This window comes from Gordonia paraffinivorans (genome assembly GCF_900683595.1).
GTDB classification, from domain to species: Bacteria; Actinomycetota; Actinomycetes; order Mycobacteriales; family Mycobacteriaceae; genus Gordonia; species Gordonia paraffinivorans.
In genome coordinates this window covers 569,258-595,455 of record NZ_CAACYD010000006.1, presented here as the reverse complement: position 1 = coordinate 595,455, position 26,198 = coordinate 569,258, and the positions used below count along the sequence as shown (strand labels likewise).

Sequence of the window (26,198 nt, the reverse complement as noted above, 5' to 3'; positions counted from 1 at the left end):
TCTGCCCATCGGTAGGCTCGCGACATGCCCGACGTACTCATCACCCCGCTCGACCTGGCCGAACAGCTTCTCGGGACCCCGCCGGTGGTTCTCGACGTGCGCTGGCGGCTCGGCGATTTCGACGGACGCGCGCACTACCGCGAGGCGCACATCCCGGGCGCGGTGTACGTCGATCTCGACACCGAACTCGCGGCACCGCCGTCGGGCGCCGACGGCGGGCGGCACCCGCTGCCGGCGATCGGGGACCTGCAGGCCGCGGCCCGGCGCTGGGGTGTCAACGACGGCGTGCCCGTCGTCGTCTACGACGACTCCGGCAACCTCGCCGCGGCACGGGCATGGTGGCTGCTGCGCTGGGCGGGGATCGTCGACGTGAGACTCCTCGACGGCGGCCTGGCCGCCTGGACGGCCGAGGGCCTGCGGACCACGAGCGGTGACGGCGGACGGCCCAGACCCGGAAACGTGACGCTCACGGCCGGGAACCTTCCGGTCGCCACGATCGACGAGGTCGCGGCGGGCGACTCCGTCCTGCTCGATGCGCGGGCCGGCGAGCGCTACCGCGGGGACGTCGAACCGGTGGACCCGCGCGCCGGCCACATCCCGGGTGCGATCAGCGCCCCCACCGTCGAGAACATCGACGACTCCGGCCGCTTCCTGCCCGCCGAGGACCTGCGCCGCCGGTTCTCCGGTCTCGGCGTCGGACCGGACGCCGAGCGCGTCGTGGTCTACTGCGGCTCCGGGATCAACGCCGCGCACGAGATCGCGGCGCTGGCGGTCGCGGGCGTCGACGCGACGTTGTTCCCCGGCTCGTTCTCGCAGTGGTCGTCGGACCCCGACCGCCCCGTCGTCACCGGAGACGAGCCCGAGCGCTGAGCCGGCACGCGATCCGCGGCCGCACCGGCTACTCGATGTGCGGACAGGGCGGGTTCTCGGCCAGACCGCACATGTTCTGGTGCAGATAGCTCGGCACGTCCGCGGGTGCGACGTCGGCGTGCATGTTGACGAGGTTGAAGCCCAGGAAGAACACGGCGAGGATCACGTTCATCACCGCGCTGAAGGCGAGGACGCGCACGAATCCCACACCGCGGGTGATCTTCAGCCGCTCGATGCCGGCGTCGGTGATGAGTTGGTCGCCGTCGCGACGGAACAGGTAGAACGACATGGACACGACCATGATCACCGAGCCGAAGAAGATGCCCTCGTACAGCGGGAACTGGTTGACACTGCCGGTGAATATCGACCATGTCCCGTCGACCCGCAAGTACGACCACAGGCCCTGACGCTGCAGGACCTGTTCGGTGAAGGTGTCCAGGACGAAGAAGATCACGAGCAGCGCGACGATGATCCCGGCCTTGTTCAGCCGCGGCCAACGTGTGCGCGCGGCCCGCACCGCCTTGTCGATGCCCACCACCGCCAGCGGCAGGAACAGCATGTAGTCGGCCAGTTCGTAGAGGATCGGCGCCGGTGTCTCGGGGCCCTTGCTGACCCAGCCCGGCACGAACTCGCCCCAGGTGCCCATGTTGAGGAACGCCGAGTTGTAGGAGAACACCGGCCGCACCGCGTTGACCCCGACGTCCTGCCAGCAGGTGAGCAACCACCCGAACATGAAGACGCCGATGGTCGGGAACCGCCCGTCCTTGCGGGTGCGGTGCACGAGCCAGACAATCGACGCGATCACGCCGACGACGCAGATGACCTCCGACGCCCGGATGATGACCAGCGTGTGGGTGGGCACCGCGTCCGGTCCGGTCGGGATCGGGGTGAAGGAGTCGGAGAAGATCCAGCGGATGTAGACATAGGCCTGGATGGCCAGGAAGACCGCGCCCAGGCGGGCCAGCCAGACGATCGGCGGGGAATCCTTGGCCACCGGCTCGGCGACCGGTTCTTCCGGAGAGAACTGCCCGACTCCCGAATCGGGTTTCTCCCCAAGCGAACTCGACATGTATCCCTCAGTCCTCCCGACGACCGGTGGCCGGTCTCAGTCGATTCGGATCGCGCTCTGCGGGCAGTTGGCGATCGCGTCCTTGGCGGCGGCCTCCTGGTCGGTCGCGAGCTCGTCGACGAGTGGGAGGCTGATCCCGTCGTCGTCGAGGTCGAACAGCTCCGGTGCGACGGCGACGCACCGTCCGTGGCCGCCGCACCCCTCCCGATCGACGACGATTCTCATCGCGCCGCCGGCCATTGGATCGTCTTGTGCTGCAGAAATTCCGAGAGCCCGTGGGCGCCGAATTCGCGACCGATGCCGCTGCGCTTGTATCCGCCGAACGGCCCGTCGGGCATGAGTCCGCCACCGCCTCCGTTGACCACGACCATGCCGGTGCGGAGACGGCGGGCCGCCGCGTGTGCGCGGACGGGGTCGGCCGACCAGACCCCGCCGGAGAGGCCGTAGGGGCTGTCGTTGGCGATCTGCACGGCCTCGTCGTCATCGGAGAAGGGGATGACCACGCCGACGGGGCCGAAGATCTCGCTCTGCGCGATCGTCATGCTGTTGTCGACGCCCACGAACAGGGTGGGTTCGACGAAGAAGCCCTTGTCCAGGCCGGCGGGACGCCCACCGCCGTAGGCGATCTGGGCACCTTCGGCCTGGCCGACCTTGATCAGTTCCTCTACCCGGGCACGCTGTGCCTCGCGGATGAGCGGGCCCATGACCACGTTCGGATCGGCGGGGTCGCCGACGGGGATGTGGTCCAGCGCCATCGTGATGCGACCGACGAGTTCGTCGTGCAGGGATTCGTGGACGAGGACGCGGGTCATGAGCGCACATCCCTGGCCGGCGTGGGTGATGAAGCCCCCGAGCACGCTCTGCATCACCTTGTCGAGATCGGTGTCGTCGAGCAGGATGTTCGCCGACTTGCCGCCGAGTTCGAGGACCACCTTCTTCAGCGACTGCGCGCCCTGGCCGTAGACCTTGGCGCCCACGATGTCGCTGCCGGTGAAGCTGACGATGTCGACCCCCGGATGGGTGGTGAGCGCCTCCCCGGCGTCGGCGTCGCCGGTGATGACGTTGAGCACGCCCGGCGGCAGCCCCGCCGCCTCGGCGACCTCGGCGACGACGAGCGCCTCGAACGGCGTGTACGGCGAGCACTTGAGCACCACCGTGCACCCGGCGGCGAGGGCCGGTCCGACCTTGCAGAGGTTGAGGAACAGCGGGAAGTTGAACGGCGTGATCAGGGCCGCGACGCCGTAGGGTTCGCGGACCACGACGCCCTGGCCGATGCCGTTGCCCACCATCGGCGGCAGCGGGGTCTCCCAGTCGAAGGCGGGCATCACCCGGTCGACGAGATCGGTGAAGTGCTCGATCGGAGTGCCGACCTGCAGGAACTCGGCGAGTGCGCGGGTGGAACCGGCCTCGGCGATGCTGAGATCCACCAGCTCGGCACGACGTTCGGCGAAACCCTCGGCCATCATCCGCAGCACGGCCTGCCGCTCGCGGACCGACATCCGCGGCCACGGCCCCTCGTCGAAGGCGATGCGCGCCGCGCGGACCGCGTCCTCGACATCGGCGACGGTGGCCTGGGCCACGGCGCCGAGGATCTCCTCGGTGGCGGGATTGACGACGGTGATGGCCTCGTCGCCGTGACCGTCGACCCACTTGCCGTCGATGTAGAGCCGGCCGCTGCGGATACGCCCGGTGGATGCGTGCGATGTGTCCGACATGGCGTCGGCCCCTCCTTTGCGCCGTTGGGGGTCACTCGATCAGTTAGATGATTAAACCGCACAATGGGTGTGTTCATTTTTACGATGGTTCCGTCAAAACAGAGGTCGGTCATCGCCGGGTGCTAGGCTGAACCCCGCTCGGCTGTCGCCGGCGTCCGGAAGGTGTGGGAATTGGCCAACAACTCGTTCGACGAGAGCGGATTGCCCAAGCGGATTCAGGTTCCGAAGACGGCTGAACTCATCGCCGCTCAGCTGCGTGGTCAGATCGTCCGCGGCGTGCTCAAGCCCGGTGACATGCTTCCGCCGGAAACCGTGCTGGGACAACGATTCGACGTATCGCGGCCCACCCTGCGGGAGGCGTTCCGCATTCTCGAGAACGAGTCGCTCATCGTCGTGCGACGCGGGTCTCGCGGTGGGGTGCAGGTGGTTTCGCCCGATGTCTCGGTCGCGGCGAGGTACTTCGGCCTCCTCTTGCAGATCCAGCACACCACCCTCGCCGACCTCTACGAGGCCCGCATGGTGCTCGAGCCCGCCGCGGTGAGGATGCTGGCCGCCCGGCACGATGACGACGACATCGAGGCGCTCACCGAGGTCATCGACGATCTCGCCGCCCTCGTCGACGCCGGTGCCGAGTCGGCCGACCTCGACACCTGGTCGACCGCCGCGTTCCGCTTCCACGACCTCCTCCTCGAGCGCGCCGGGAACCAGACGCTCGGCCTGGTCGGTCGCGTCCTGGCGGACGTCGTCGCCACGCACATGTCGCGCGTCGTCTCCCGGACCACCGACACCGACGAGGTGGTCACGCAGTTCAAGAAGACGATCCGCGCCTATCGCAAGCTGGTCGCGCTGGTCGAGGCCGGGGATGCCGACGGTGCGGAGGCGCACTGGAAGCGTCACATGAGCTCGGTCGCGAAGAAGATGCTGTGGGGCCGCTTCGCCACCGAGTCCGTGGTCGACCTCTTCAACTGAGCCCGACGGGCCCTCGCGGTGCCCATGGTTGTCCAAATCGGCTAACTGATTGCACTGAATGATCTACGATGGGGATGCGTGGCCGCGTGCTGCGCCACATGACCGTGACCTCACGTGGATTGGCTGGAATCATGGGCGTCGGGCTCTTGCTGGACATGGTCGAATCCGGGCTCGGTGATCGAATCGCTCTCGGTGGCCGCGAGTCCGGGCTCACCCATGCCGACGTCGTCGCCGCCGCTCGCGGCGGGGCGGCGGTCATCTCCGAGCGTGACCCGTCCGAGGTGATCTACCTGGGCCGGAACGGCCCGGGCTACCCGCAGGTGTTCTTCGCCTCGGTCTGTGCGGGCGTCCCGTTCGTGCCGGTCAACTACCGGCTCGGCGACGAGGTACTCGCGGAGTTGATCGCCGACTTCCGACGCCCGCTGGTCGTCGTGGAGGAGCGCTACCGCGACAAGGTCGCCGGCCGTGATCAGGTCCTCGGTCTCGACGACTTCCTGGCCATGGCGCGGTCGTCGGAGCCGTTGCCTCCCCTCGATGTCCCGGACGACGCGCCCGCGGTCCTCCTCCACACCAGCGGGACCACGTCGAAGCCGAAGATCGTCCCGCTGCGGCATGAGAACCTGCAGGCCTATGTCTTCGCCACCGTGGATTTCGCGGGCGCGGCCCCCGACGAGGCGGCGCTGATCACCGTGCCGCCGTACCACGTGGCCGCCGTGGGTGCGACGCTCACCAACTTCTACGGAGGCCGCCGCGTCGTGCACCTGCCCGACTTCGACGCCGAGGAGTGGCTGGAACTGATTGCCCGGGAATCGATCTCATCGGCGACCGTCGTTCCCACCATGCTCGCGCGCATCGTCGACGCGCTCGACGGGCGGGTCGCGAAGGCGCCGGCGCTGCGGCTCGTCTCCTACGGCGGTGCGCGCCTTCCGCTCCCGGTTCTCGAACGGGCGATGCGCGCGTTCCCCGAAGCCGGGTTCTGCAATGCCTACGGGCTCACCGAGACCAGTTCGACGCTGGCGCTGCTGGGACCCGAGGACCATGCGGCCGCGCTCGCCTCGGACGACCCGCGGATCCGGCGTCGCCTCGAGAGCGTCGGGCGGCCCGTGCCCGGCATGGAGATCGAGATCCGCGGCGCGGACGGCAACCCCGTCGGGCCGGGCGAGATCGGGTTGCTCTTCGTGCGCGGCGCACAGGTCTCGGGCACCTACCTGGGCAAGGGCTCGGTCCTCGACGAGGACGGCTGGTTCCCCACCAACGACCGGGCGTGGGTCGACGCCGACGGCTATCTGTTCATCGCGGGCCGCGCCGACGACACGATCATCCGGGGCGGGGAGAACATCGCGCCTGCGGAGATCGAGGACGTGCTGCTCACTCACCCGGGCGTGCGCGAGACCGCGGTCATCGGGCTTCCCGACGAGGAATGGGGCCAGCGGCTCGTCGCGGTGGTCGTGCGCGATCCGAGGACCGACATCACCGAGGACGAGGTGCGTTCCCACGTGCGTGCCCGGTTGCGCGGGTCTCGCACGCCCGACGAGGTGATCTGGGTGGACGAGCTGCCGCAGACCGCCACCGGCAAGGTCCTGCACCGCCGGTTGGTGGCGCAATTCGAACGAGCACAGGAAAGGTCATGACCCTGAAGCCAGGCACCAGACTCTGCAGCCAGACCTGCGACACGGAGGTCGTGGTGGTGACCGCACCCGACTCCGAAGTCGAACTCACCTGCGGCGGTGCGCCTCTCGTGCCGAAGGGCGAGCCGGTCGAGAGGGTGGAGATCTCGGCCGGACTCGATACCGGCACCCAGTTGGGCAAACGCTACACCTCCGAGGACGCACCGGGACTCGAGGTGCTGGTCACCAAGGCGGGAGCGGGCACACTGGCGATCGGGACCACACCCCTGGAGATCAAGGCCGCCAAGCCCCTTCCGGCCAGCGACTAGGAGAGCGCGTCGGCATCATGAGCCGCGGCGCCAAGACCGGTATGCGCGACGCGGTGCGCGTCGAGGTGGTCCGCACACCACACCTCGACGGGTGGGAGAGTGCCGCCCGACCGGGCGCGCGGTGTGGAGGTCCGCCGGCACCCTGGGCATCCTCGGCGGCAGTCGGGAGACGGCCTCAGCCGAGCGCTCCACGCTCTTTCAATTCGGTGATCCGCTGCGCGTCGAGTCCCGCCTCGCACAGGATCTCCTCGGTGTGTTCACCGAGCGCGGGGGCGGCGCGCCGCGGAGTCGTCGGCTGCTCGTCGAAGTGGTACGGCGGAGCGACGACCCGGAACGCCGAACCGTCGGCGGCCGGCACCTCGGGCAGGAAACCGTTGTCGAGGACCTGCTTGTCGTCGTGGAGTTCGGCGACGGTCGCGGCCGCCGCCCACACGCCGGAGAACCCGCTCAGCACGGTCTTCCATTCGTCGAGAGTGCGTTCGGCGAAGGTCTTGTCGAGCTCGGCGATGCACTCGCGCCGATGGGTATAGCGCGCCAGGTCGTCGGAGAAGCGTTCGTCGACGATCAGGTCGACGCGGTCGATGAGGGCGCACAGCTCGCCCCAGAACCGTTCGGCCTGCAGGCATACGAGGTTGATCCAGCGATCGTCCTTGGTGCGGTAGGCGTTGACGATCGGGTTCGGGGCATCGGTGCGGCCCTGTCGCGGGATCTCCCCGATCTAGGGCGCCGCGGTGAGGTCCGGGCTCAGCGGCCACATGCCGGTGTTGAGGAGTGAGACGTCGACGACCCCTCCCGTGCCGGTGCGTTCACGGCGGAACAGGGCCATGCCCACCGCACCCGCTATCGCGCTCGAGCCCTGCAGGTCGTAGTAGGCGGCCGGCTGCATGGTGGGTCGCTCGGCTCCCGGCGGCGTGAGCTTGTGCATCGTGCCGCCCGCCGACCAGGCGGCCGCCGCGTCGAAGCCGCCGACATTCACCTTGTCGCCCTTGGAGCCCCAGCCGGTGCCCCGGACATAGACCAGCTGCGGGTTGACCGCCATCAGGTCGTCGATGTCGACGCGGAGCTTCGCGCGTTGCGCGGGTAGGTAACTGGTGAGCACGACATCGGCCTTCTCGACGAGCGTCAGCAGCAGGTCGTGGCCGTCGTCGGTGGTGAGATCGAGAGTGATGCTGCGCTTCCCGCGGTTGGGCACCTCGAGAAAGGGGTTCGGCGCCCCCTCCTTCCGGTTCAGCGCGTTCTGGAGGTTGCGTTGCGGGTCCCCGCTCGGCGGTTCGACCTTGATCACGTCGGCGCCCAGGTCGGCCAGGATGGCGCCGGCGCCCGGAACGAAGGTCCACGCGGCGATCTCGACGACCCGCACGCCGTCGAAAGGTGGTGCGACAGAATTGGTCTCGTCGGCGGACATGCTCACTTCTCCTGGTCGGGGGTGCTCGTGGCGCGCAACGCGTTCATCATCTTGACCCAGTGGGAGCGCTTCCAGCCGTCCTGGTCCTCGCCCCAACCGATCTCACCGTCGAACTCCCAGCGCATCAGCGCATTGCTGCCGGTCCCGCCCTCGCACATGTGACTGACCGAGAAACCCTCGGCGTACATCGTCCGGCCGGCGAGATCGGTGAGGTCCACTTGCATGTGTGCGCTCCACCCGGTCCTCGGATCGCGGAAGTTCCGCATGCGGGAGCGGGTCTTGTCGAGGCGCTCGAAACGGCCGTCGCGCAGCAACCATCCGTGATTGAGCGGGGACCAACCCGCGGCGTCGCCGTCCTGGGGACGGACGAAGCCGAGGAAGCCGGTGTTCGGACCCGAATGACCGAAGATGTACTGGATTCGGCCGCGGCCGCGCTCGCGTTCGATCTCGCGCCAGCGGGGTCCGCCCGGGTGCAGCACCTTGTGCTCGCCGCGCAGGTACTCCGGCTTCTTGGACTGCATGTGGTGGCCGCCCCGGGGGCCCCACGTGCGGTCGCGGATGGAATAGGAGTCGATGGGGATGGACTCGCCGCGCAGGACGAGTTCACCGACCTGATGGCCCAGTTGGTCCAGGTGCGGGCTGTGCATCGCCGGGGGCTCGCCCGGGGTGAAGCGTCGCGGTGGGTGGACCGCGTCGTGCTCGAAGGCGATGGAGAAGTCGTTGTCCGGGTCGGTGTAGGAGATCTGGTACCGCATCAGCGGTTCGAGCATCTTCACCGAGAATCCGCCGTGCGGGAACGTGATGTCGCGGAGGTCGGGGTTCTCGGGCATCGGCTTGTCGACGGCGGTGCGGTAGTACGCGAGCCGACCGAGATCGGCACCGCTCGGGTCCCAGACGAAGACCCGCCAGGTGACCGTGCCGCGGTTCACGTCGTAGCGTGCGTGCAACCAGCCGCCGAGGTGGCGCTCGGGCACGTTGAACGACCACCAGTTGGTCTCCACCCAGTACGGGTCGTCGGTGGGCGGCACGTGGAAGGTGTCGTCCTCCGGGGAGAAGGGTGTGTCGGCGGTGATCTCGCCGGTTCTCTCGTCGACTGGCGCCTCTCGGACGCTAGCATAGGGTTAACTCATTTAGTGATGATTCCGCCAAGCTGAAACAGATAACTCATTCGTCTGATTTCCTTGTCCGGCCGGGTTCGTGCGTGCCACGATGGGAGCGTGGCCCAGCGCTGGGCAGGTGCCGTGAGCAGCCGATGGTGCCCGGTCCTGATCGGGCGAAACGCGAGGAGATGCAATGCCGCTGCAGGATCACATGCAACTGATCTCGACCGACGACCACCTCATCGAGCACCCGATGCTGTGGGCGGATCGGCTCCCTCGGAAGTTCCTCGAGGCCGGGCCGACGATCGTCGAGAAGCAGCTACATCCGGACCGTCCGCCGGCACAGGTCTGGAGCTACGAGGACCGGATCTACCCCTACATCGGACTGAATGCGGTCGCCGGCAAGAAGCCGCAGGAGTACGGCGCGGAGCCGGTTCGCTACGACGACATGCTGCCCGGCTGCTACGACCCGAAGGCGCGTCTGGCCGACATGGACGTCGACGGCGTGCACGCGGCCCTGTGCTTTCCGTCCTTCCCGCGTTTTGCCGGCACCGTCTTCCTCGAAGGGGAAGACAAGGAACTGGCGCACCTGTGCGTGCAGGCGTGGAACGACTACGTCCTCGACGAGTGGTGTCCGACCGCTCCGGATCGCTACATCCCGATGGTGATCCTCCCGCTGTGGGACACCGACCTGGCGATCGCGGAAATACACCGTACCGCCGAGAAGGGCTCGCGGGCCATCGCTTTCGTCGAGAACCCGGTCCCGCTCGGCCTGCCGTCCTTCCACACCGACCACTGGGACGGTGTCTTCGACGCATGCGAGGAGACCGGGCAGGTGTTGTCGATCCATTTCGGCACGTCGGGCAAGCCCCCGATCACCGCGCCCGAGGCGCCGATGGCGGTGATGATCGCGCTGTTCGGCTGCAACTCGATGTACGCCACCGCCGACCTGCTCTTCTCGCCGGTGTTCCACCGACATCCGAAGCTGAAGTTCGCGCTGAGCGAGGGCGGCATCGGCTGGGTGCCCTACATGCTCGAACGCATCGACGCGACGTGGGAGAAGCACCGCTACTACCAGAACATCAACCAGACGGTGCGGCCGTCGGATCTGTTCCGCGAGCACATGTTCGGTTGCTTCATCTCCGATCAGCACGGCATCGACAACCGTCACGAGGTCGGCATCGACAACATCACCTGGGAGTGCGACTACCCGCACAGCGACTCCAACTGGCCCCACAGTCGCAAGGTGGTCGCCGAGCAGATGCGCGACGTCCCCGACGAGGACGTCCACAAGATGGTGGAGCTCAACGCCCGCAAGCTCTTCCGATTCGAGCGGACGTCATGACCGACCATCCCGAACCCGAACTCGTCGAGCAGATCCCGGCCGCGGACTGGACCGACATGGACCTGCTGACCCGTGATGGGGCCGGCGAGCTGCTCGACAGCGAGATCGAGGCCGAACGGGCCCGGGTGGAGGAGCTCCGAGGTGCGGGAGACGACGCGAGGCTGGCGGAGGCCGAGACCCGGCTCAACCGCATGGTCGAGATCCGGAGCTCGCTGACCGCGGATCGGAGCGGCTCATGACGGTGACCGACAACGGCACCTTCGGCGTCCTCACCGACGAGGCCATCGAACGCAGCCGACTCCGCAACGGTGTGCCGGAGCGGATTCCCCACGCGCCGCACAACTACGAGGTCACCTGGGACGGGGTGCGACACTTCGCCCAGGCCTACGGCGACGACAACCCGCTGTGGTGCGACCCGTCCTACGGGCCGACGACCAGATGGGGCGGGCTCATCGCTCCGCCGAACTTCCACTACACGATGGGGGAGGACGCGGCGCCCAGGCCCGACGCGGAGACCAAGGCGCTGTTCCGTGGCGACCCGTTCGCCGGGCTGGGGTCGTACCAGGCAATCATGCAGTTCGAGTGGTGGCGACCGCTGCGTCTCGGCGACCGGCTCCATTGCCTGCGAGCACAGGTCGGGGTCGTGCCGAAGACCTCGAGGTTCGGCGGCCGGTCCGCGCACGTGACCCGCGCCTTCATCTACGACAACCAGAACGGCGAGCCCTGCGTCATCCGTCGAGGCACCTGGGTTAACGCCGAACGCTCGGCGTCCAAGAAGCGGAAGAAGGAGCACCTCGAGCAGGTTCCTTACACGGCCGAGGAGCTCGCGGAGATCGACGCGGCTTACGAGGCCGAGGCGCGACGCGGCTCCGAGCCCCGGTACTTCGAGGACGTCCGGATCGGTGAGGCATTGCCGGTCAGGGTCAAAGGACCGCTGGTCGCCACCGACGTCGTCGTCTGGCACGTGGGCTGGGGGATGCAGCTGACGCCGAACGGCGCCTTCGGCCACGCGTACAAGGTCCGCAAGAAGGCGCCCGGCCTGTATCCGCCCAACGCGCTCAACATCCCCGACACCGTGCAGCGGTTGCACTGGGAACCCGAGCGGGCGCGCGAACTCGGCATCCCGACGTCGTACGACTACGGCGCCATGCGCGAGACCTGGCTGACCCACCTGATCACCGACTGGATCGGCGACGACGGCTGGCTGTGGAAGCTGTCGGTGCAGCATCGCGCTTTCAACTACATGGGCGACACGACCTGGGTGAAGGGGCAGGTCGTCGACAAACGACACGTGGACGGACGCAACGAGGTCCACATCGAGCTCCGGTGCGAGAACCAGCGCGGCGTCGTCACCTCCCCGGCCAGTGCGGTGGTGCTGCTGCCGACCCGGGACGCGGCCGTGGTGTTGCCCGATCCGCCGGCCGACAGTCGCGACGGCATCCTGCGGCACGAGATGGAGCAGGTCGAACGGGAGGGCTGAGACGATCCTGGCGGCATGAGGATCACTCCAGAAGGGCCGCTTTCCTTCCGTGCGATCCGATCGGATCGGCGCGAAGGAAACCGGCCCTCATGGGTTGGGCGGTATGAGATCTCGCTGACGACGCCGCTGCGGGCTATGGCCGAGCGCGCCCGTTGCGCTTCTCGCGCTTTCGGAACAGCGACTCCTGGGCGAGGCTGGCCAGCAGCACGCCGCGTTCGTCGAAGATGCGTCCGGTGTACATGCCGCGGCCGTGCGAGGTCGACTCCGGTGCCAGGTCCATGAGCATCCATCCGTTGGGGTCGCAGGCACGGTGGATCCAGACGGAGTGGTCGATGGACGGCAGGATGCCGACCTGTGCCACGTGCGGGGCCTTGGAGAGGCCGGTGCACATGTCGGAGATGAAGACCAGTCCGCAGGCGCGTAGGTTCGCGTCCTCGGCGAGCGGGTCGGTGATCCGTATCCACAGGCGTGTGGGCCAGCGGTGGTACTGCCCGCTGTCCTGCGGGATGCGGACGTCGAGGTCGAGCATGCGTGGGTCCTGCGGGACCGGGGGAAGGGCCGACGGCGGGTCGGTGTCCGGCATCTCTCGCGCCTGGTAGTCCGAGCCGGTCTGCTCACGCTGGAACGACGCTGCGAGATCGAGGATGGCGACGCCGTCCTGAGTGGCCACGACGCGCCGCACCGAGTACCGGCCGCCGTCGCGTTCGCGGGTGACGGTGAAGGTGATCGGCCTGGTCGCGTCGCCCGGGACCATGAAGTAGCAGTGCATGGAGTGCGCGAGCCGGTCGTCGGGCAGGGTGAGCGAGGCGGCGCGGAGGGCCTGGGCGGTCAGCCGGCCGCCATAGAGGCCACGGTGATCGTCGCCGCTGGCGGGTGCGGCGACGAAGACGTCGTCATCGACGCGGGGGAGGTCGAGTGCCTCGGCCACCGAGGCCGCGATGGACTCGGCCCGGAACGGGGATGTCGCGTCGACCGTCCCGACGCCGGCGCGCTTGCCCCCGATCCCCCGGCCGTCGGCGTCCCGGGCGCCCCGTGGGTTGTGTGCTGTCATGTCTGCTCGCTCTCCGATCCGCCGCGTCGCCGTAGGGGTGTTCGCCGGCGGATCAGAGCGGAACGGCCTTGGCGATCGCCCCGGCGTCGACCTTCAGCTGGGAGCCCGTGACGTACCTGGACTCGTCGGATGCGAGGTAGACCACGGCGTTGCTGACGTCGATCGGTTCGACCCAGGGCACCGGGATGGCGTTCATGACCGGGAACGCCAGGGCTGCATCGTCCCTGGTCGGGGATTCCAGGTCCGGCCGGAACATCCGGTACATCGCGTCGTTCTGGAGCATGTCGGTGTCGCAGTTCGACGGGTGGATGGCGTTGACCCGGATTCCGCGCGGTGCCACCAGGATCGAGAAGTCGTGCACGAGTTGGGCGATGGCTCGTTTGGAATAGCCGTACCCGGCCCCGCCCGGGCCCGTGGCGGGGTTGTCGACCGTGCCCGGCGTGAGTCCGGCGACCGATCCGATTGCGATCAGCGACGCCCCGTCGTCGAGATGCGGATATGCGGCGTTGAAGGTGTTGATCAGGCCGACCAGGTTGGCGTCGACGACGTCGAGGAAGGTGTTGGGCGGATTCTGTCCGAGCGGGCAGACACCGGCGTTGGCGACCACGACGTCGAGACGACCGAGGGCCTCGACACCGGCGGCCACCGCCTCGTCGAGGGCGGTGCGGTCGCGGACGTCGGCGGCCCGTGCGACGATCCTTCGCCCGGTCTTCTCGACGAGGCGCACCGTCTCGTCGAGATCCTCCTGCGTCGCGAGCGGATAGGTCATGTTCCCGACGGGGCGGGGCAGGTCGACGCCGATGATGTCGGCGCCCTCCTCGGCCAGTCGCACCGCGTGACTGCGACCCTGCCCCCGGGCCACGCCGGTGACGAACGCTACTCTTCCCGCGAGTCGGGCTGCCATGGTGACTCCTTGCGAATACAGGACAACAAGTTAACTCTTTTAGCCATTAGACACCATGCCGGCCGACCGCAGTGGTGCTTTTGGGCCGATGTCCCGTCGGGCGGGCGAACGCTCGAGCACGCAGATCCCGGCACGCGGAGCCCGGTACGATCGCTTGTGTCAAACTGACTCTCGCGACCTCTATCTGGCGATCACCGGCCTCGTCGCGGAGACGGTGGCAGGTCCCCACACGTTCGCGACCCCGGTCGCGGAGATGGGATGTCCCGCTCGAGTTCGATCAAGAGGGTGGTAGCTCAAGAGAGATTTCTCGAAAACATCCAATTCACGCCCCGGTCGTCGGCTTTGCGGCACGACCCGCGCTGAGCTCAACCGTGCGGGCGTCACGGTTGCGGGTTGCACCGTCGAGCGGCTGATGCGGGTCGAGGGCCTGCGTGGGATCGGCCGGGAGAAGACCCGCAAGACCACCATCGGCGACGGCGCCGGGGCCGCGAGCCGAGGGCAGGATCACCACCGCGACAGAGGAGTCCGGCCTCGAGCGATTCGCTAGCCCAAGTGGCTCGCCGAGGCCGTCGCGTCCGTCCGCGTCGTAGGGTGACAGCCATGGCAATGCCATGGCCGAGACGTTCAACTCTTTGTTCAAGGCCGAGTGCATCCGCAACCCGGACATGCGGCCGGCGGGTGACTCGAAGAAGGTCGGCGACGTCGAGATGGCCGTCGCCGAATACGTCGACTGTTTCAACCACCGAAGGCTCCACGACGATATCGGGCTCGCCCCGGCCGCGGGTAACGAACCCAACCACCGGGCATCCCAGACCGAAGAGCGCACCGTAAGAACCCGGTCCTCACCACAATCTGACCAACCGGGCCTCCACGACACCCGGGACGATTCACCAGCGCTGTGACGCGGCGTGATCGAAGGACTTTGCGAGCAAGGTGTGCCGACAGCGGTTCCAGCGGTGCGGCGTGTATGTGCGCGCCGCGCAAGCACTGTGGCCAGACGGTCACCGTGGGCTGCCCACGCCCTTGTGTACCGAGCGTTCGTCTGGTTTGATCTCCACCACGATCCAGGGGGGGGATGAACATTGACGGGTACCAGAGTTGCGCGAGACGAAAGTGGTGAACCGGGCCTCGTTGAAGTCGCGTTACATCCACGCATAAGCGTGTTCACGCTGGCGGCCAACTGGGTGTTGCGGTGTGCCCGGGTCATTGCCGACGCAATTCCGATAAACACGGCCACGATGACCTTGGTCAATATCATTCTGGGCGCGCCGATGGCGGCTCTGTCGTGGCGGGGTGTGGTCGAGACTCATCGCTTGGGTGCGATCCGCGTCGACGTGGTTCGGCATCCTTCTGTCGTCGATCCGGAATCGACCATTATGCACATCCACGGGGGCGGATTCGTGTTCGGCAGCACCCGCAGCCACCGCTTTCTCGCGATGCAGATCTCACGCTCGTGTGAGACAGAAGTGGTGCTTTTCGACTATCGACTGCTGCCCAAAGTGACTGCGCGGCAATGTCTGGACGACTGTCTCGCGGTGTACCGTTGGGTTATCCACCGCCGCAACAATACTCGGGTCGTAGTATCTGGAGATTCGGCTGGCGGCAATCTTCTCGTCAGCTTGATGGCAGAGCTTTCCGATCATCCCGATCTTCCGCTACCTGCGGCTGCTGTAGGTATGTCGGCCTGGCTCGATACTTCCTACCGTCCGCCTCGGGGTGCGCCGCGGGATGCCTTCTTCTCCACTCGGTTCGCCGACCGTGCCGCGCGCCTGGCCGTACGTTCGGAGGACCTCTGCCCGCTCGAGCGCGCACTCGTGGAGTTCCCACCGACGCTGCTGCAACTCGGAGCCGACGAGCCGGTTCGTCCTGGCAATGAACGACTCGCGGAGTTACTGGCGCAGGTCGGTGTTTACGTCGAGGTGCACGCCTGGCGGGACCAGCCGCATGTCTTCCAGGCGTTGGCACCGTTCTCACCCGAGGCGCGTGCGGCACTCGATCAGATGCATGCGTTCATCGCGGAGGCTCAGTCCGATCCGACCGATCCCCGGCGGGCCTGATTCGCTACTCAAGCGGAAGCGAGGTCCCAGTGCCTGGTTGTGAGGCGCAGCTGGTGGACACCCTTGTGTGGGTCCCGTCCCGGTGCGCGCATATCGATTATCGTTGCGAGTAACGATAATCGATATGTATGGTGAGGTCTATGACAACACATTCACCTTCTCGGAACCTTTGGCGCGCGGCTCTTGCCGTGCTCGGCTGGGCCATCTTCGCCGTGGTTGTTCTCTACTCCGCCGTGATGGTGCTCGTACTCATCGCGCAGTTGGACACACTTCGCAGTAACACCGGCGTGGATCTTGTGCTCCCGGCCAGTGCGCCCCTTCCTGATGGGATTGGCGACGGCACAGCAGAATTGGTCGAAGGGTCTACATCCCAGGTGAGTGTGATCGCAGCGAATCTATCCGACTCGACGCGTTGGCTTCTCGCGTTGGGGGCAATGCTCACCAGTGGCGCCAATATTGCACTTGCGGCGTTCGCCGGTTTCAGCATCTACTCCCTGAATCGACGCCGCCTGTTCGGCCGCCGGCAGACTTTCATCGTCGCATTGGTGGCGGCCGGATATGCCATGGCGGCCACCGTCGGTGTCATGATCTCCGCATTGGGGCATTGGTCTGCGGCGTCGGAGTTGACCTCGTCCCCGGAACTGGTCCCATTCGCGCTGCGCTGGACAGACTATGCAGTAGACTCGGGCGGCATCTTCCTGATCGCCATCATCGCTTCCGCCTTCACGGTCGGCGCGCGTCTACGACGAGATACTGCCGGGCTGGTCTGATGCCATCAGATGAAGAGTCACACGCCATCATCTGTACGTTGGAGCATGTTCTGCGAGAACGCGGGATGACACTCAAAGAGCTTTCACGCAGGACTGGTGTGTCGACAGTCAATCTATCGCTCTTGAAGAACAACCACGCACGAGCAATCCGATTCACAACCTTGACGGCGATCTGCCGGGCGCTGGACTGTTCTCCTGGCGACGTTCTCACTATCGCCACGTATCCGGGTCACCCGATGCCTCACGGTGACGTAGGTCCGGATGGGTAGGGCGGCTTTCGACGCAAGAACGAGATCCGCGCCGTGCCTTGGGCTCGCCGGGTTGTGTCGCCAACCCAGGGGGCCGTGCGCTGTCCGGGGTCGAAGTCGGGGTTGCGCAGGACACGATGGTGTAGGAGTGCAGGGTGCCCTCAGCTGGGACGTCGAAGTGTCGGTCATGGGCGTGGATTCCCTCACGCGGTGGTCGGATCAGACCCGGCGTCCGCTGGCTGCCCAGTACTCGTCGCGCAATGTGCGTTTGAGGAGTTTGCCGGTCTCGGTGCGGGGCAGGGTGGCGCGGAACTCGACGCTGCGCGGGCACTTGTAGCGCGCCAACCGCTCCCGGCACCAGGTGATCAGCTCCTGGTCGAGGCCGGCGGTGTCGGTGACGGTGCCCGCGGTGACCACGAGGGCTTTGACCTGCTCGCCCCACTCGGGATCGGGCACCCCGATGACCGCGACGTCGGCGACTGCGGGATGTGCGGCGAGCGTGCCCTCGACCTCGGCCGGGTAGATGTTGACCCCGCCGCTGATGATCATGTCCTTCGCGCGGTCGCAGATGACCAGATAGCCGTCCTCGTCGAGGTAGCCGATGTCGCCGATGGTGAACGACCGGCCGCGGAAGGCCGACCTCGTGGTCTCCGGGTCGCCGCGGTACTCGAAGGTCGACGCCGCCGACTCCAGATGGACGTTGCCGATCTCGCCCGGGGGCAACTCGTTCCCGTCGTCGTCGAGGATCGTCACCGTCATCCCGGCCACCGCGCGGCCGACGGTGCCCGGTTTCTCCAACCAGCGATGCGGTTTGGCGATGGTCGCGGCGCCCTCCATGCCGCCGTAGGTCTCCCAGATCACCGGGCCCCACCACTCGAACATCTGCTTCTTGATCTCGAGCGGGCACGGTGCCGCGGAGTGGGCCACGACCTTCAGGCTCGAGTGGTCGTAGCGGTTGCGCACCTCCTCGGGCAGTCGGAGCAGGCGCACGAACTGGGTGGGGACCATGTACGCGGTGGTGACGCGGTACTGCTCGATCATCTGCAGCGTGCGCTCGGGATCGAACCTCCCGCCGATGGCCAGCGCCTGCCCGACGTTGAGCGCGCCGAGGTAGAAGCCCTGGCAGCCACCGTGGTTCATGCCCGTCGACACCAGGTGCACGCCGTCGAAGGGAAGGAACCGGAACGCCCGGCCGAACGTCGACATCGCGTTCGCGGCCGCGGAGGGTTCGAGGTCGGGGGCGGGCGGACCACGCCTTTCGGCTTGCCCGTGGTTCCCGATGAATACGAGATCGCGCCACCGAGGACGCGGTTGTCGGGCAGTGTGTCCGGGTGGCCGGCGACGAGCTCCTCATAGGGGAGGAAGCCGGGGATGTCGCCGCCGACGGATACCGCGAGACGGACCGTGTTCACGTCGCCGACCTCGCCCATGCGATCGCCGAAGTCGGGATGCACCACCACCGCGCCGGCACCCGAATGGCGGAGGATGTCATCGATTTCCGTTGCGGACAGGGCGGGGTTGAGCGCGAGATAGCGCATCCCCATCTCCGTGCAGGCGAGTTGCCAGATCACCGGATCGACGTCGTTGGGCAACGCGTAGGCGACGATGTCCCCTGCGCCGAATCCGTTGGCCCGCAACGCGTGGACGAGCCGGTGTGCGTTGCCGGCGAGTTCGCCGAAGGTCAGTGTCCGTCCGCTGGGGGAGGCGACGATCGCCGGTTGGTCGGGGTGATCCTCGGCGATCCACCAGACGCCGAGACGGCGGTCCCACGGATGTTCCACGTCTGCCTCCGTTGATCTCCACCCTGCGACGGGCGGGTTCAGATGGTTATAACAGTTATCTGATTGACGAACCAGGTGGCTGCGGTCCAGCCCGCGTCACCGGTAGGTCGGGGGTCGTTGCGACGGGGTTGCGCGCGTCGCACCTCGGCGGGTTCGTTGCCGACGTGGGTGTAGGCCATGCCGTTCTGCAGTGCGGCGCTGCGGGTCATGTCCAGGGATTCCCAGATCGCGCGCACCGTGCCCTGGACGGCGACCGGATTGCGGGCGGCGATCTCGTGGGCGCGAGCATGCAGGTTCTCGCGGTCGACCACCTCGGTCACCAGGCCCAGGCGCAGCGCGGTCTCGGCGGTGATGCGCTCCTCGGTGCCCATGAGCGCCCAGCGCAGGACGTCACCGAGGGGGACGCCTCGGTTGAGCATGCCGATCGGCTCGAGGGCGGAGACGATGCCGCCGTTGGCGTGCGGGTCGAAGAACTCCGCATCCGACGACGCGATGATGTCGGATTCGTTGAGGAAGTACTGTGCCCCGCCGGCGGCCATGCCGTGCACCGCGGCCACCACCGGCTTCCACACCCGGTGGTGGATCTTCGGCGACAGGCGATGCTGGTCAACGGCGGAGCCATCCGCAGTCTCACCGACCTCGTCAACGGCCTCGGGGAATCACTCGGCGACGACGGCCGGCAACTCGGGTCCCTCATCCGGGAATCCACCGTGCTGGTGTCGTCGCTGTCGGAGCGGACCGACGAGATCGATCAGGTCCTCGGCGCGGCGAGTCGTCTCGCGTCGACGGTCTCGGCGCGACAGCAGACGATCGACACCGCGATCGCGGCCGCCGGGCCCGCGCTCTGGACGGTCGCGAACAACACGCAGCAGATCCTCTCGACCGTCGACCAGGTGGACCGGATCATCCGCCAACTCGGTGCGTTCCCCTCGGTCAAGGGCGGCGCGGCCGGCGGGATGATGGACGACATCAACCGGATCGCCGCCTCGCTCAATGCTGCGGCAACCGCGCCGGGCGCGAGCCTGGCCGCGGTCAACCGCATCCTCGACCGATCATCAAACTGACCAACGCGACTTCGGGACACACGGACGTGGCGATCTCGCAGTTCGCCCTCGGCGCGTTCGACGACCCGAACCACAAGGGAGATCCCGGGTCCCGGCTGCCCGACATGCGGGACTGGCAACAGTTCGTCGGGTCGCTGTCGGTCACGCTGATGCGCATTCGCCAGCACGTGCAGCCCCCGCAGAAGCCCGGAGCGCCGCGATGACAGACCTGGTGGAGACCTGCGCGCGCGGCATCGTCGGGACGGTGCGCGCCGCGTCGGCGGAAGAACGTGTTGTCCGTCCTCGGACTGCTGACGATCGTCGTCGTCGGTGTGGCCTACCTGCTGCTCGACACACTCCAGCGCAACCCCGACGGTGTCGACCATCCGCGTCGAGGTGCAGCTCCCCGAATCCGGCGGGCTGCTGCCGAATCAGGACGTCACACTGCGCGGCGTCCAGGTCGGACGGGTCGACGACGTGCGCATCGACGACGACGGGGTCCGGGTGGTCGCGACGATCGACGCGGGCGTGAAGATCCCGGCCGACGGCGAGGTGCGGGTGTCGAGTCTGTCCCCGGCGGGCGAGCAGTTCCTCGACTTCCAGCCCGAGACCGACTCCCCGCCGTTCCTCACCGACGGCACCGTCATCGACGAGAAGCGGACCTCGATCCCGGTTCCGATGGCGACGCTGCTCGGCGACCTCGAACCCGCTCTCGCGCAGATCGATCCGCAGGAGTTGCGGTCCATCATGGATGAACTCGGCACCGGCGAGGAGGGGGCGCAGAAGCTGCGCGACATCGTCCGGGGCGGGACGTTCCTGGTGTCCACCCTCGATTCCGTTCTGCCGCAGACCGTCAGCGTGATCAGAACCAGCAAGGTGGTGCTGGGCACCCTGTCCGACACGGCGCCGGGTCTGCGGGCGACTTCGCAGAACCTGCGATCCACCCTCGCCGGGGTGGGTGCCATGGACGCCGGATTCCGGCGGATGCTCGCCCAGACCCCCGCCACGCTGCAGGACGTCGACGCGCTCTTCACCGACAACTCGCCGACGATGGTGCAGCTGCTCGGCAACCTCGTCACGGTGTCGCAGATGACCTACCTGAGGGTGCCGGCCCTGCGCGAGTTCTTCTTCCCGCAACAACGCGGCGGATCGGTGCTCGACGCGCTGAGCACCGCTTTCCGCGACGGCGGCCTGTGGGGAAGCGTGGACGTGTTCCCGCGCGTCCCCTGCGACTACAACGTCCCGAGGTCGGCGCCGTCGCGGCCGGACTTCCCCGAGCCGTTCCTCAACACCCACTGCCCGAACCCCCGGCACCTCGTGCGCGGGGCGGCCGCGGCGCCGCGGCCCCCGGGCGACGACACCCACCTGCCCGAACCCGGCAGCGACCCCCACGCGCGGTCCAACCCGACCCCGCGGGGGCCGAAGACGATCCCCACCCCGTTCGGCGGACCGCACATCCGCTTCACTGACCGACCCCGACCGACACCGCCACACCCGACTGAGAGGTGACACCGTGAAGACCGTCGCGACGAACGAGACCACCCAGAAGCCCAGGGGCAAGGACGTCGTGAAGAAGTCGCCCGTCCGCGCGGGCCGGGGCCGTCGCCCGCGCACCGGAGCGGTATCGACCGACGCGGACGAGGTCCTCGACGCCGTGCGGGCCCCGGAGACCACGGAGATCGAGGTAGAGGCCGAACCGATCGAGGCCGGGAACGAGGCCGGAGAGAACGAGGCCGGAGAGAACGAGGCCGAGGCCGCGGCCGATGGCGCGGTCGGGGAGAAGGGCTCGTCCACGCGGTCCCGCCGGGTGGTCCGTGCCGGCCGACTGTCCGGCCTCTGGCGGCCACGCCGTGTCGTCGCCGCGCTCGCGATCCTGGCGCTGTGCGCCGGAGGCGGATACGCCGGGTGGAAGCTCTACGAGAACCGCGTCGCCGACCAGGCCGAACAGCAGGCCGTCGCGACGGCGAAGGACTACGCGGTGACGTTGACCAGCATCGACTCCGGCAGCATCGACGAGAACTTCGCCGAGGTGCTCGCCGGCGCCACGGGCGAGTTCAAGGACATGTACTCGAGGTCGAGCAGCCAACTCAAGCAGATGCTCGTCGACAACAAGGCCACCAGCAAGGGTGTCGTCATCGACGCGGGGTGAAGTCGGCGTCCCCGGGCAGGGTCGAGGTGATGCTGTTCGTGGATCAGTCGATCACCAACACCGCGAGTCCGGAACCCCGCGTCGACCGCAGCCGCGTCGTGATGACCATGGAGAAGGTCGACGGACGGTGGCTGGCGAGCAAGGTCGACCTGCCCTGACCCGCTGCCGGAGTCGCCGGCAACCGCGGCGACCGTCGGCGGTCAGCCGCCGTGCCGGTGTCGATCGGGTCGTGGCGGCCGGTCCGGGTTCTGTCCGGGGACCTGGCCGTCGGACTGCGGCCTCCGGGTGACCGGCGGGTCTCCTGCCGGTCGGAGAGCCCATCCGGGGACCCAATGGGTGACCTTCTCCTGGCGGTCCTTCGCGGTGATCGTGTAGGTGACCTTGCCGTACCAGGCACCCCACTCGTCCCGGCCCCACTCGGTGAGGACGCCGAGGTGGACCGACCGGATCTGCAGGCCGTCGGGGTGGTACTCGCCCACGAAGTGGGGCGCGTTCGGGAAGAGGGCACCCAGGTCGATGAGCACGGCCTTGTGCCCGACGCGCACGAACGACGGCCGGTGAGGCCTGCCGGTGTCGCCGCCGATCCACTTCATGCCCACCACCACAGTTTCGCACGTATGTTCGAGTCGCGGCAGGCTGGTGCCCGACGCCTGCGGACGGGCTCCACGATTCCGCCCGGTTGAGGCATATCCCTCAATCTGTTCCGTGGCGTGCGAGGGTCGTCGACGCATGTGAAACTGATGGCATCACTGAAGAAAGTGCAGGTGAAGGCGATGAAGGATCGTTTTGTTGGTTGCCTTCTGGGTGGTGCGGCCGGCGACGCCCTCGGGGGATCGGTCGAGTTCATGTCGCGCGACGCCATTCTCGAGCGGTTCGGCCCGGTGGGGATCTCCTCGTATGCCCCCGCCTACGGCGGGATCGGCACGATCACCGACGACACGCAGATGACGCTGTTCACCGCGGAGGGGGTCCTGCGGGCGTGGCTGCGGGACTGCGACGGCGGGATCTCGTGCTTCGCGGCGTCCACCGCGAGGGCGTATCTGCGCTGGTTGATCACGCAGGGGGAGCAACCGCGCCACGGCGTTCTCGCGATGTCGGAGCGATCGAGCTGGCTTTCGTCGCACCGTGAACTCCACAGCCGGCGAGCTCCCGGCAACACCTGCGTCAGTGCCTTGCGCACGACCACCAGACCCGGTACCGCCGCGACGAACAACAGCAAGGGCTGTGGGGGCGTGATGCGCGCCGCCCCGATCGGGTTGTTCGCCGCGCGAGCCGAATGGTCGGCCACGGGCACGTTCGAGCTGGGCACCGCGATCGCCGCGCTCACCCACGGGCACCCGTCGGGATCGCTGCCCGGAGGTGTCCTCGCGGTGATGGTGCGCGAATGCGTCGAGGGTGCGACGCTCGACGCGGCGGTCGCCGCCGCCAAGGACCTGCTGCGCACCAAGCGCGAGCACGAAGAGACCCTCGCCGCGATCGAACTGGCCGAGAAACTCGCCTCCGACGGCATCGCCGCGGACGAGGCCATCTCGCGGATCGGCGGAGGCTGGGTCGGTGAGGAGGCGCTCGCGATCTCGATCTACTGCGCGCTCGTCGCCGACGACTTCGAACACGGCGTCGTGCTCGCGGTGAACCATGGCGGCGACTCCGACTCCACCGGCTCGATCACGGGCAACCTTCTCGGTGCGCGGGACGGGTCGGGTGTCATCCCCGAACGGTGGCTTGAGCCGCTCGAACTGCGGGACGTCATCACCGAGGTCGCATCTGACCTCTACGACTTCGTCGACTGGGAACTCGACGCGCTGGTGGCGGCCCGCTACGCGGGATTCAAGTCGGCGGTCTGAGGCAGGTGACGGGCGGCGGCGGTCAGCCCGCCGCCGGCACCCTCACGCCCGCGTGGGCGAGGAACCGCTCGACGAGGCGGTCGCACCTGGCCTCGGCGTCGGCGGACGAGTTCTCGATGTCGGCGACAATGCCCTTCGTGTCGACCTTGCCGTCGTCGATGCCCGACCTCGGGCTCGTAAAACCCTCACGCCAGGCGCGGAAGACGTCGGGGGTGATCTCCGGGTGGAACTGGACCCCGAGGTGAGGGCCCGAGACATACGCCTGGACCCCGGCGTCGTTGCGCGCGACCACTTCTGCGACGCCTGACACAGAGACCGTGTCGTGGTGGTACTCCATCCACGGGCCGGCCTCGACCAGATCGGGTCGAGTGGTGTCGACCGTCGTGAATCCGTGCTCGGGCCGGGCGCTCGGCGCGACCGAACCGCCGAGCGCGCGCGCCAGGATCTGCGACCCGAAACACACGCCGAGGATCGGGACGCCCCTCGCGATCGCGTCCTCGAGGTAGGTCAGTTCCGGCCGGAGCCAGGGGAGCGATTCGTCGTATGCGGAGTCCGGCGAGCCGGTCACGCACACGACGTCGAAACCGGCGGGATCTGGGAGCGGTCCGTCCTCGACATCGCGGATCTCGACCGAGAACGCCCGGTTCCGGAACGCCGGGAGCAATGTGCCGAGTACGGCTTCGCGCCATTCCGGCCGGACACCGTGAACCAGAGCGAGAACCCTGCCGCTCACCCGAACTCCTCTCTGTCAGTTGCGACCACAGGGTAGTCGTCTCCGGTGGCCCGGCACCGGTTCGGAGACGACCGTCACCGGCGCGCTTCGTCCGGAGCTGTGAATCACGGCAGGTCAGCGCCATCCGCCGAGGCGGACGAGTTGCGCAATCCACACGCCACGGTCAGGTTGCCGATCGGTCACAGACATCGGATTGGGTCCTTGCTGTGCGTCGATGACGGCAACACCTCCCGCCCGGGAGGCGTCGGCGGCACGGAAGGCAGGACTCATGACACCGACGGTCATGGCGGCCCCACCACGAGGCGGGCGTCGCACATCCAACCCGACCGGGACCGGCCGTTCGGCGTTCCGCGAGGACGTTCATGTCCTCTGACTCCGGAACCCGTTTGCTCGCAGGGGCTTCGGGGGTCGGCTTCATCCTCGCGATCTGCGGGTCGAATGCGATGACGCCGCTGCTGCCCGGGTACATGGACCGTCACGGATTCGGACCCGCCGCCGCCGCGGTGCTGTTCGCGATGTACTTCGTCGCGATCATCGTCATCCTGATCATCTCCGCCCGCGGGCCCCTGATCCGCCACTCCCGCAAGGTTCTGCCGATTGCGTTCCTGACCGCGATCGCCGGTGATCTCGTCGAGATCGCGGGCGCGTGGATCCCGTTGGTGCTCTTCCCCGGACGCCTGATGACCGGAGCCTCGGTGGCGCTGAGCACCGGGGCCGCGGCGGCGATGATGGTCGCCGCGGAGGGGGAGCAGGGACGCGCGTTCATCGCGAGAGGCTCGCTCATCGGCGCCGGCGCCGGACTGATGGCCGCGATCCTCATCGCCGTCTACCTGCCCTGGCACCTGGTCACGGTGTACACCATCCACGCCATCGTGATGGCGATCTGCCTCGGGTTCCTGTTCGCCGGCCTCCGCGCCGCGCCCGACCTGCTGGCGCCGGGCAGCGACCCGATGCCGGTCGGCGACGAGGAACCCGCCGAGGTGCCGTCGGACCGGACCTGCGACATCGAGATCGCCGCCGATCGCTCGCGTTCGCGAGATCCGGGCGCGTTCCTGATCGGGGCGCTCGCCTGGGCGATCGGCGCCCTCGCGGTCGGGGCGATGCCCAACGCGCTCCTGGCCACCGGTGCCAGCGACTCGCTCCTCGTCGCACAATGCGTCGGGGGTGCGTGCCTGCTCGTGTCGATGATCGCGAACCTGGCCGGGGTCGGGTTGCGGGTCCTGACCACTCTTCCCTCCGTCGGCCTGCTTCTGATGGTGGGATGGTCGGTGGCGATCGCGGGTCTCGTGACCGGCCACCTGGGGATCATCGTGCTGGGCACGGTCATCGGCGGGATCGGCCAGGCCGGTGGGTACCGCGTTGCGCTGGCGTACATCACGGTGGGGCTCTCGGCGATCCAGCAGGGACGTGTGGCGTCGAGGTTCTCGGCGTTCGCCTACGCCGGGGCCGGGGTGATGGTGGTATTCGACGGTGTCGCCGGGCAACTCGGCGGCACCATCGGTGGCGCGGTCACGACGGCGGCGGTGTATGCCGCGATCGCTGTGATCGCCATCGGCCTGGTGATCCGGCGATCGAGGCGGAGCGCAGGGTCGACAAAGGCGGCGGGCACCGCCACGCTCAGCGGCAAGGGGGCGCCCACCCAGGTGGGCCAGTCGGCGAGCCCGAGTCAACGGTCTCCGTCACGATGAATGAAAACGCATGACAGACACCGTCTTCCGCCCTCGCCGAC

General features: G+C 68.0%; 28 protein-coding genes and 3 pseudogenes. 19 read left to right on the top strand and 12 right to left on the bottom strand.

Annotated features, from left to right (window positions below; all coding sequences use genetic code 11):
* Nucleotides 1–24 precede the first annotated feature (24 nt).
* Nucleotides 25–870 (top strand): sulfurtransferase, encoded by an 846-nt coding sequence (locus E1P53_RS09625; protein WP_131734155.1) that lies wholly within the window; start codon nucleotides 25–27, stop codon nucleotides 868–870.
* A gap of 28 nt (nucleotides 871–898) precedes the next feature.
* On the opposite strand, the gene E1P53_RS09620 is transcribed toward E1P53_RS09625, so the two are convergent.
* From E1P53_RS09620 to E1P53_RS09610, 3 genes are read right to left on the bottom strand one after another with little or no spacing between them, the layout of a single operon-like run.
* The gene (locus tag E1P53_RS09620; protein WP_131734154.1) at nucleotides 899–1,939 is read right to left on the bottom strand and encodes a spirocyclase AveC family protein; all 1,041 of its coding nucleotides are present in this window, start codon (nucleotides 1,937–1,939) and stop codon (nucleotides 899–901) included.
* 36 nt (nucleotides 1,940–1,975) lie between these two features.
* Nucleotides 1,976–2,164: a ferredoxin gene (locus E1P53_RS09615; RefSeq protein WP_131734153.1), complete on the bottom strand. Its 189-nt coding sequence runs from the start codon at nucleotides 2,162–2,164 to the stop codon at nucleotides 1,976–1,978.
* Nucleotides 2,161–3,654: an aldehyde dehydrogenase family protein gene (locus E1P53_RS09610; protein WP_131734152.1), complete on the bottom strand. Its 1,494-nt coding sequence runs from the start codon at nucleotides 3,652–3,654 to the stop codon at nucleotides 2,161–2,163. Before E1P53_RS09610 ends, E1P53_RS09615 begins: the two co-directional genes overlap by 4 nt.
* Nucleotides 3,655–3,816: 162 nt before the next feature.
* Between E1P53_RS09610 and E1P53_RS09605 the strand changes: the two genes are divergently transcribed.
* The 3 genes from E1P53_RS09605 to E1P53_RS09595 all read left to right on the top strand — a co-directional run bounded on the left by E1P53_RS09605 (nucleotide 3,817) and on the right by E1P53_RS09595 (nucleotide 6,559).
* Nucleotides 3,817–4,623 (top strand): FadR/GntR family transcriptional regulator, encoded by an 807-nt coding sequence (locus E1P53_RS09605; protein ID WP_244941155.1) that lies wholly within the window; start codon nucleotides 3,817–3,819, stop codon nucleotides 4,621–4,623.
* A 131-nt stretch (nucleotides 4,624–4,754) separates the two neighbouring features.
* Nucleotides 4,755–6,254, top strand: coding sequence for a class I adenylate-forming enzyme family protein (locus E1P53_RS09600; RefSeq protein WP_131734540.1), 1,500 nt, complete (start codon nucleotides 4,755–4,757; stop codon nucleotides 6,252–6,254).
* Nucleotides 6,251–6,559 (top strand): hypothetical protein, encoded by a 309-nt coding sequence (locus E1P53_RS09595; RefSeq protein ID WP_131734150.1) that lies wholly within the window; start codon nucleotides 6,251–6,253, stop codon nucleotides 6,557–6,559. Before E1P53_RS09600 ends, E1P53_RS09595 begins: the two co-directional genes overlap by 4 nt.
* A 175-nt stretch (nucleotides 6,560–6,734) precedes the next feature.
* Here the strand turns inward: E1P53_RS09595 and E1P53_RS09590 are convergent.
* Nucleotides 6,735–7,964, bottom strand: a pseudogene (locus tag E1P53_RS09590) (CaiB/BaiF CoA transferase family protein).
* A 2-nt stretch (nucleotides 7,965–7,966) separates the two neighbouring features.
* The gene (locus E1P53_RS09585; protein ID WP_131734149.1) at nucleotides 7,967–9,037 is read right to left on the bottom strand and encodes a DUF7064 domain-containing protein; all 1,071 of its coding nucleotides are present in this window, start codon (nucleotides 9,035–9,037) and stop codon (nucleotides 7,967–7,969) included.
* 220 nt (nucleotides 9,038–9,257) lie between these two features.
* On the opposite strand from E1P53_RS09585, the gene E1P53_RS09580 reads away from it, so the two are divergent.
* The 3 genes from E1P53_RS09580 to E1P53_RS09570 are packed head-to-tail and all read left to right on the top strand — an operon-like array spanning nucleotide 9,258 to nucleotide 11,889.
* Nucleotides 9,258–10,409, top strand: coding sequence for an amidohydrolase family protein (locus E1P53_RS09580; protein ID WP_131734148.1), 1,152 nt, complete (start codon nucleotides 9,258–9,260; stop codon nucleotides 10,407–10,409).
* The gene (locus E1P53_RS09575; RefSeq protein ID WP_131734147.1) at nucleotides 10,406–10,648 is read left to right on the top strand and encodes a hypothetical protein; all 243 of its coding nucleotides are present in this window, start codon (nucleotides 10,406–10,408) and stop codon (nucleotides 10,646–10,648) included. The genes E1P53_RS09580 and E1P53_RS09575 overlap by 4 nt, the downstream gene beginning before the upstream one ends.
* Entirely contained in the window at nucleotides 10,645–11,889 is a 1,245-nt protein-coding gene (locus tag E1P53_RS09570; protein WP_131734146.1) for an FAS1-like dehydratase domain-containing protein, read from the top strand. Before E1P53_RS09575 ends, E1P53_RS09570 begins: the two co-directional genes overlap by 4 nt.
* 133 nt (nucleotides 11,890–12,022) lie before the next feature.
* On the opposite strand, the gene E1P53_RS09565 is transcribed toward E1P53_RS09570, so the two are convergent.
* Nucleotides 12,023–12,940, bottom strand: coding sequence for an acyl-CoA thioesterase (locus tag E1P53_RS09565; RefSeq protein ID WP_131734145.1), 918 nt, complete (start codon nucleotides 12,938–12,940; stop codon nucleotides 12,023–12,025).
* 52 nt (nucleotides 12,941–12,992) lie between these two features.
* Nucleotides 12,993–13,844 (bottom strand): mycofactocin-coupled SDR family oxidoreductase, encoded by an 852-nt coding sequence (locus tag E1P53_RS09560; RefSeq protein ID WP_131734144.1) that lies wholly within the window; start codon nucleotides 13,842–13,844, stop codon nucleotides 12,993–12,995.
* Between the two features lie 400 nt (nucleotides 13,845–14,244).
* On the opposite strand from E1P53_RS09560, the pseudogene E1P53_RS21125 reads away from it, so the two are divergent.
* The 5 genes and pseudogenes from E1P53_RS21125 to E1P53_RS09530 all read left to right on the top strand — a co-directional run.
* Nucleotides 14,245–14,391 (top strand): annotated as a pseudogene (locus tag E1P53_RS21125) (IS3 family transposase); the annotation flags it as partial.
* An 85-nt stretch (nucleotides 14,392–14,476) separates the two neighbouring features.
* A complete protein-coding gene (locus E1P53_RS21120) occupies nucleotides 14,477–14,746 on the top strand; it encodes an IS3 family transposase (protein ID WP_512745586.1) in 270 nt (89 codons plus the stop codon).
* Between the two features lie 258 nt (nucleotides 14,747–15,004).
* Nucleotides 15,005–15,901 (top strand): alpha/beta hydrolase, encoded by an 897-nt coding sequence (locus tag E1P53_RS09540; protein WP_131734142.1) that lies wholly within the window; start codon nucleotides 15,005–15,007, stop codon nucleotides 15,899–15,901.
* 140 nt (nucleotides 15,902–16,041) lie between these two features.
* A complete protein-coding gene (locus E1P53_RS09535) occupies nucleotides 16,042–16,671 on the top strand; it encodes a hypothetical protein (protein WP_131734141.1) in 630 nt (209 codons plus the stop codon).
* The gene (locus E1P53_RS09530) at nucleotides 16,671–16,940 is read left to right on the top strand and encodes a helix-turn-helix domain-containing protein (RefSeq protein WP_109238561.1); all 270 of its coding nucleotides are present in this window, start codon (nucleotides 16,671–16,673) and stop codon (nucleotides 16,938–16,940) included. The genes E1P53_RS09535 and E1P53_RS09530 overlap by 1 nt, the downstream gene beginning before the upstream one ends.
* A gap of 198 nt (nucleotides 16,941–17,138) precedes the next feature.
* Here E1P53_RS09530 and E1P53_RS20945 read toward each other — a convergent pair whose 3' ends face one another.
* The 3 genes and pseudogenes from E1P53_RS20945 to E1P53_RS09520 form a co-directional block, all read right to left on the bottom strand.
* On the bottom strand, nucleotides 17,139–18,125 hold the full coding sequence (locus E1P53_RS20945) for an AMP-binding enzyme (RefSeq protein WP_280526275.1): 987 nt from the start codon (nucleotides 18,123–18,125) through the stop codon (nucleotides 17,139–17,141).
* Nucleotides 18,056–18,700, bottom strand: a complete 645-nt coding sequence (locus E1P53_RS20940; protein WP_280526274.1) for an AMP-binding protein — start codon at nucleotides 18,698–18,700, stop codon at nucleotides 18,056–18,058. The genes E1P53_RS20945 and E1P53_RS20940 overlap by 70 nt, the downstream gene beginning before the upstream one ends.
* 38 nt (nucleotides 18,701–18,738) lie before the next feature.
* Nucleotides 18,739–19,296, bottom strand: a pseudogene (locus tag E1P53_RS09520) (enoyl-CoA hydratase/isomerase family protein); the annotation flags it as partial.
* Here E1P53_RS09520 and E1P53_RS09515 point away from each other — a divergent pair.
* The 5 genes from E1P53_RS09515 to E1P53_RS20935 all read left to right on the top strand — a co-directional run bounded on the left by E1P53_RS09515 (nucleotide 19,279) and on the right by E1P53_RS20935 (nucleotide 22,050).
* A complete protein-coding gene (locus tag E1P53_RS09515) occupies nucleotides 19,279–19,764 on the top strand; it encodes an Mce/MlaD family protein (protein WP_244941153.1) in 486 nt (161 codons plus the stop codon). The pseudogene E1P53_RS09520 and the gene E1P53_RS09515 sit on opposite strands and share 18 nt — an antisense overlap.
* Nucleotides 19,765–19,790: 26 nt before the next feature.
* Nucleotides 19,791–19,967 (top strand): hypothetical protein, encoded by a 177-nt coding sequence (locus E1P53_RS20720; RefSeq protein ID WP_244941152.1) that lies wholly within the window; start codon nucleotides 19,791–19,793, stop codon nucleotides 19,965–19,967.
* A gap of 151 nt (nucleotides 19,968–20,118) precedes the next feature.
* Nucleotides 20,119–21,252: an MCE family protein gene (locus E1P53_RS09510; protein WP_244941151.1), complete on the top strand. Its 1,134-nt coding sequence runs from the start codon at nucleotides 20,119–20,121 to the stop codon at nucleotides 21,250–21,252.
* Nucleotides 21,253–21,256: 4 nt separating this feature from the next.
* Nucleotides 21,257–21,892, top strand: coding sequence for an Rv1363c family protein (locus tag E1P53_RS09505; protein ID WP_131734140.1), 636 nt, complete (start codon nucleotides 21,257–21,259; stop codon nucleotides 21,890–21,892).
* Between the two features lie 29 nt (nucleotides 21,893–21,921).
* A complete protein-coding gene (locus tag E1P53_RS20935) occupies nucleotides 21,922–22,050 on the top strand; it encodes a hypothetical protein (RefSeq protein ID WP_255218608.1) in 129 nt (42 codons plus the stop codon).
* A gap of 42 nt (nucleotides 22,051–22,092) precedes the next feature.
* Here E1P53_RS20935 and E1P53_RS09500 read toward each other — a convergent pair whose 3' ends face one another.
* A complete protein-coding gene (locus E1P53_RS09500) occupies nucleotides 22,093–22,485 on the bottom strand; it encodes a hypothetical protein (RefSeq protein ID WP_131734539.1) in 393 nt (130 codons plus the stop codon).
* Nucleotides 22,486–22,665: 180 nt separating this feature from the next.
* On the opposite strand from E1P53_RS09500, the gene E1P53_RS09495 reads away from it, so the two are divergent.
* The gene (locus E1P53_RS09495; RefSeq protein WP_131734538.1) at nucleotides 22,666–23,736 is read left to right on the top strand and encodes an ADP-ribosylglycohydrolase family protein; all 1,071 of its coding nucleotides are present in this window, start codon (nucleotides 22,666–22,668) and stop codon (nucleotides 23,734–23,736) included.
* Nucleotides 23,737–23,758: 22 nt separating this feature from the next.
* On the opposite strand, the gene E1P53_RS09490 is transcribed toward E1P53_RS09495, so the two are convergent.
* On the bottom strand, nucleotides 23,759–24,469 hold the full coding sequence (locus tag E1P53_RS09490; RefSeq protein WP_131734139.1) for a type 1 glutamine amidotransferase: 711 nt from the start codon (nucleotides 24,467–24,469) through the stop codon (nucleotides 23,759–23,761).
* A gap of 362 nt (nucleotides 24,470–24,831) precedes the next feature.
* Here E1P53_RS09490 and E1P53_RS09485 point away from each other — a divergent pair, with 362 nt between their 5' ends.
* Nucleotides 24,832–26,157 (top strand): MFS transporter, encoded by a 1,326-nt coding sequence (locus E1P53_RS09485; protein WP_131734138.1) that lies wholly within the window; start codon nucleotides 24,832–24,834, stop codon nucleotides 26,155–26,157.
* Nucleotides 26,158–26,198: the final 41 nt, after the last annotated feature.

What these genes read in the sequence shown, in the direction of transcription:
- E1P53_RS09570 (WP_131734146.1), top strand. Translation starts at nt 10,645, where the DNA reads ATGACGGTGACCGACAACGGCACCTTCGGCGTCCTCACCGACGAGGCC.
- E1P53_RS20945 (WP_280526275.1), bottom strand. Translation starts at nt 18,125, where the DNA reads ATGTCGACGTTCGGCCGGGCGTTCCGGTTCCTTCCCTTCGACGGCGTG.
- E1P53_RS09560 (WP_131734144.1), bottom strand. Translation starts at nt 13,844, where the DNA reads ATGGCAGCCCGACTCGCGGGAAGAGTAGCGTTCGTCACCGGCGTGGCC.
- E1P53_RS09575 (WP_131734147.1), top strand. Translation starts at nt 10,406, where the DNA reads ATGACCGACCATCCCGAACCCGAACTCGTCGAGCAGATCCCGGCCGCG.
- E1P53_RS09615 (WP_131734153.1), bottom strand. Translation starts at nt 2,164, where the DNA reads ATGAGAATCGTCGTCGATCGGGAGGGGTGCGGCGGCCACGGACGGTGC.
- E1P53_RS09530 (WP_109238561.1), top strand. Translation starts at nt 16,671, where the DNA reads ATGCCATCAGATGAAGAGTCACACGCCATCATCTGTACGTTGGAGCAT.
- E1P53_RS09600 (WP_131734540.1), top strand. Translation starts at nt 4,755, where the DNA reads ATGGGCGTCGGGCTCTTGCTGGACATGGTCGAATCCGGGCTCGGTGAT.
- E1P53_RS09500 (WP_131734539.1), bottom strand. Translation starts at nt 22,485, where the DNA reads ATGAAGTGGATCGGCGGCGACACCGGCAGGCCTCACCGGCCGTCGTTC.
- E1P53_RS20935 (WP_255218608.1), top strand. Translation starts at nt 21,922, where the DNA reads ATGCTGTTCGTGGATCAGTCGATCACCAACACCGCGAGTCCGGAACCC.
- E1P53_RS09565 (WP_131734145.1), bottom strand. Translation starts at nt 12,940, where the DNA reads ATGACAGCACACAACCCACGGGGCGCCCGGGACGCCGACGGCCGGGGG.
- E1P53_RS09580 (WP_131734148.1), top strand. Translation starts at nt 9,258, where the DNA reads ATGCCGCTGCAGGATCACATGCAACTGATCTCGACCGACGACCACCTC.
- E1P53_RS09535 (WP_131734141.1), top strand. Translation starts at nt 16,042, where the DNA reads ATGACAACACATTCACCTTCTCGGAACCTTTGGCGCGCGGCTCTTGCC.
- E1P53_RS09620 (WP_131734154.1), bottom strand. Translation starts at nt 1,939, where the DNA reads ATGTCGAGTTCGCTTGGGGAGAAACCCGATTCGGGAGTCGGGCAGTTC.
- E1P53_RS09625 (WP_131734155.1), top strand. Translation starts at nt 25, where the DNA reads ATGCCCGACGTACTCATCACCCCGCTCGACCTGGCCGAACAGCTTCTC.
- E1P53_RS09610 (WP_131734152.1), bottom strand. Translation starts at nt 3,654, where the DNA reads ATGTCGGACACATCGCACGCATCCACCGGGCGTATCCGCAGCGGCCGG.
- E1P53_RS09595 (WP_131734150.1), top strand. Translation starts at nt 6,251, where the DNA reads ATGACCCTGAAGCCAGGCACCAGACTCTGCAGCCAGACCTGCGACACG.
- E1P53_RS09495 (WP_131734538.1), top strand. Translation starts at nt 22,666, where the DNA reads ATGAAGGATCGTTTTGTTGGTTGCCTTCTGGGTGGTGCGGCCGGCGAC.
- E1P53_RS09485 (WP_131734138.1), top strand. Translation starts at nt 24,832, where the DNA reads ATGTCCTCTGACTCCGGAACCCGTTTGCTCGCAGGGGCTTCGGGGGTC.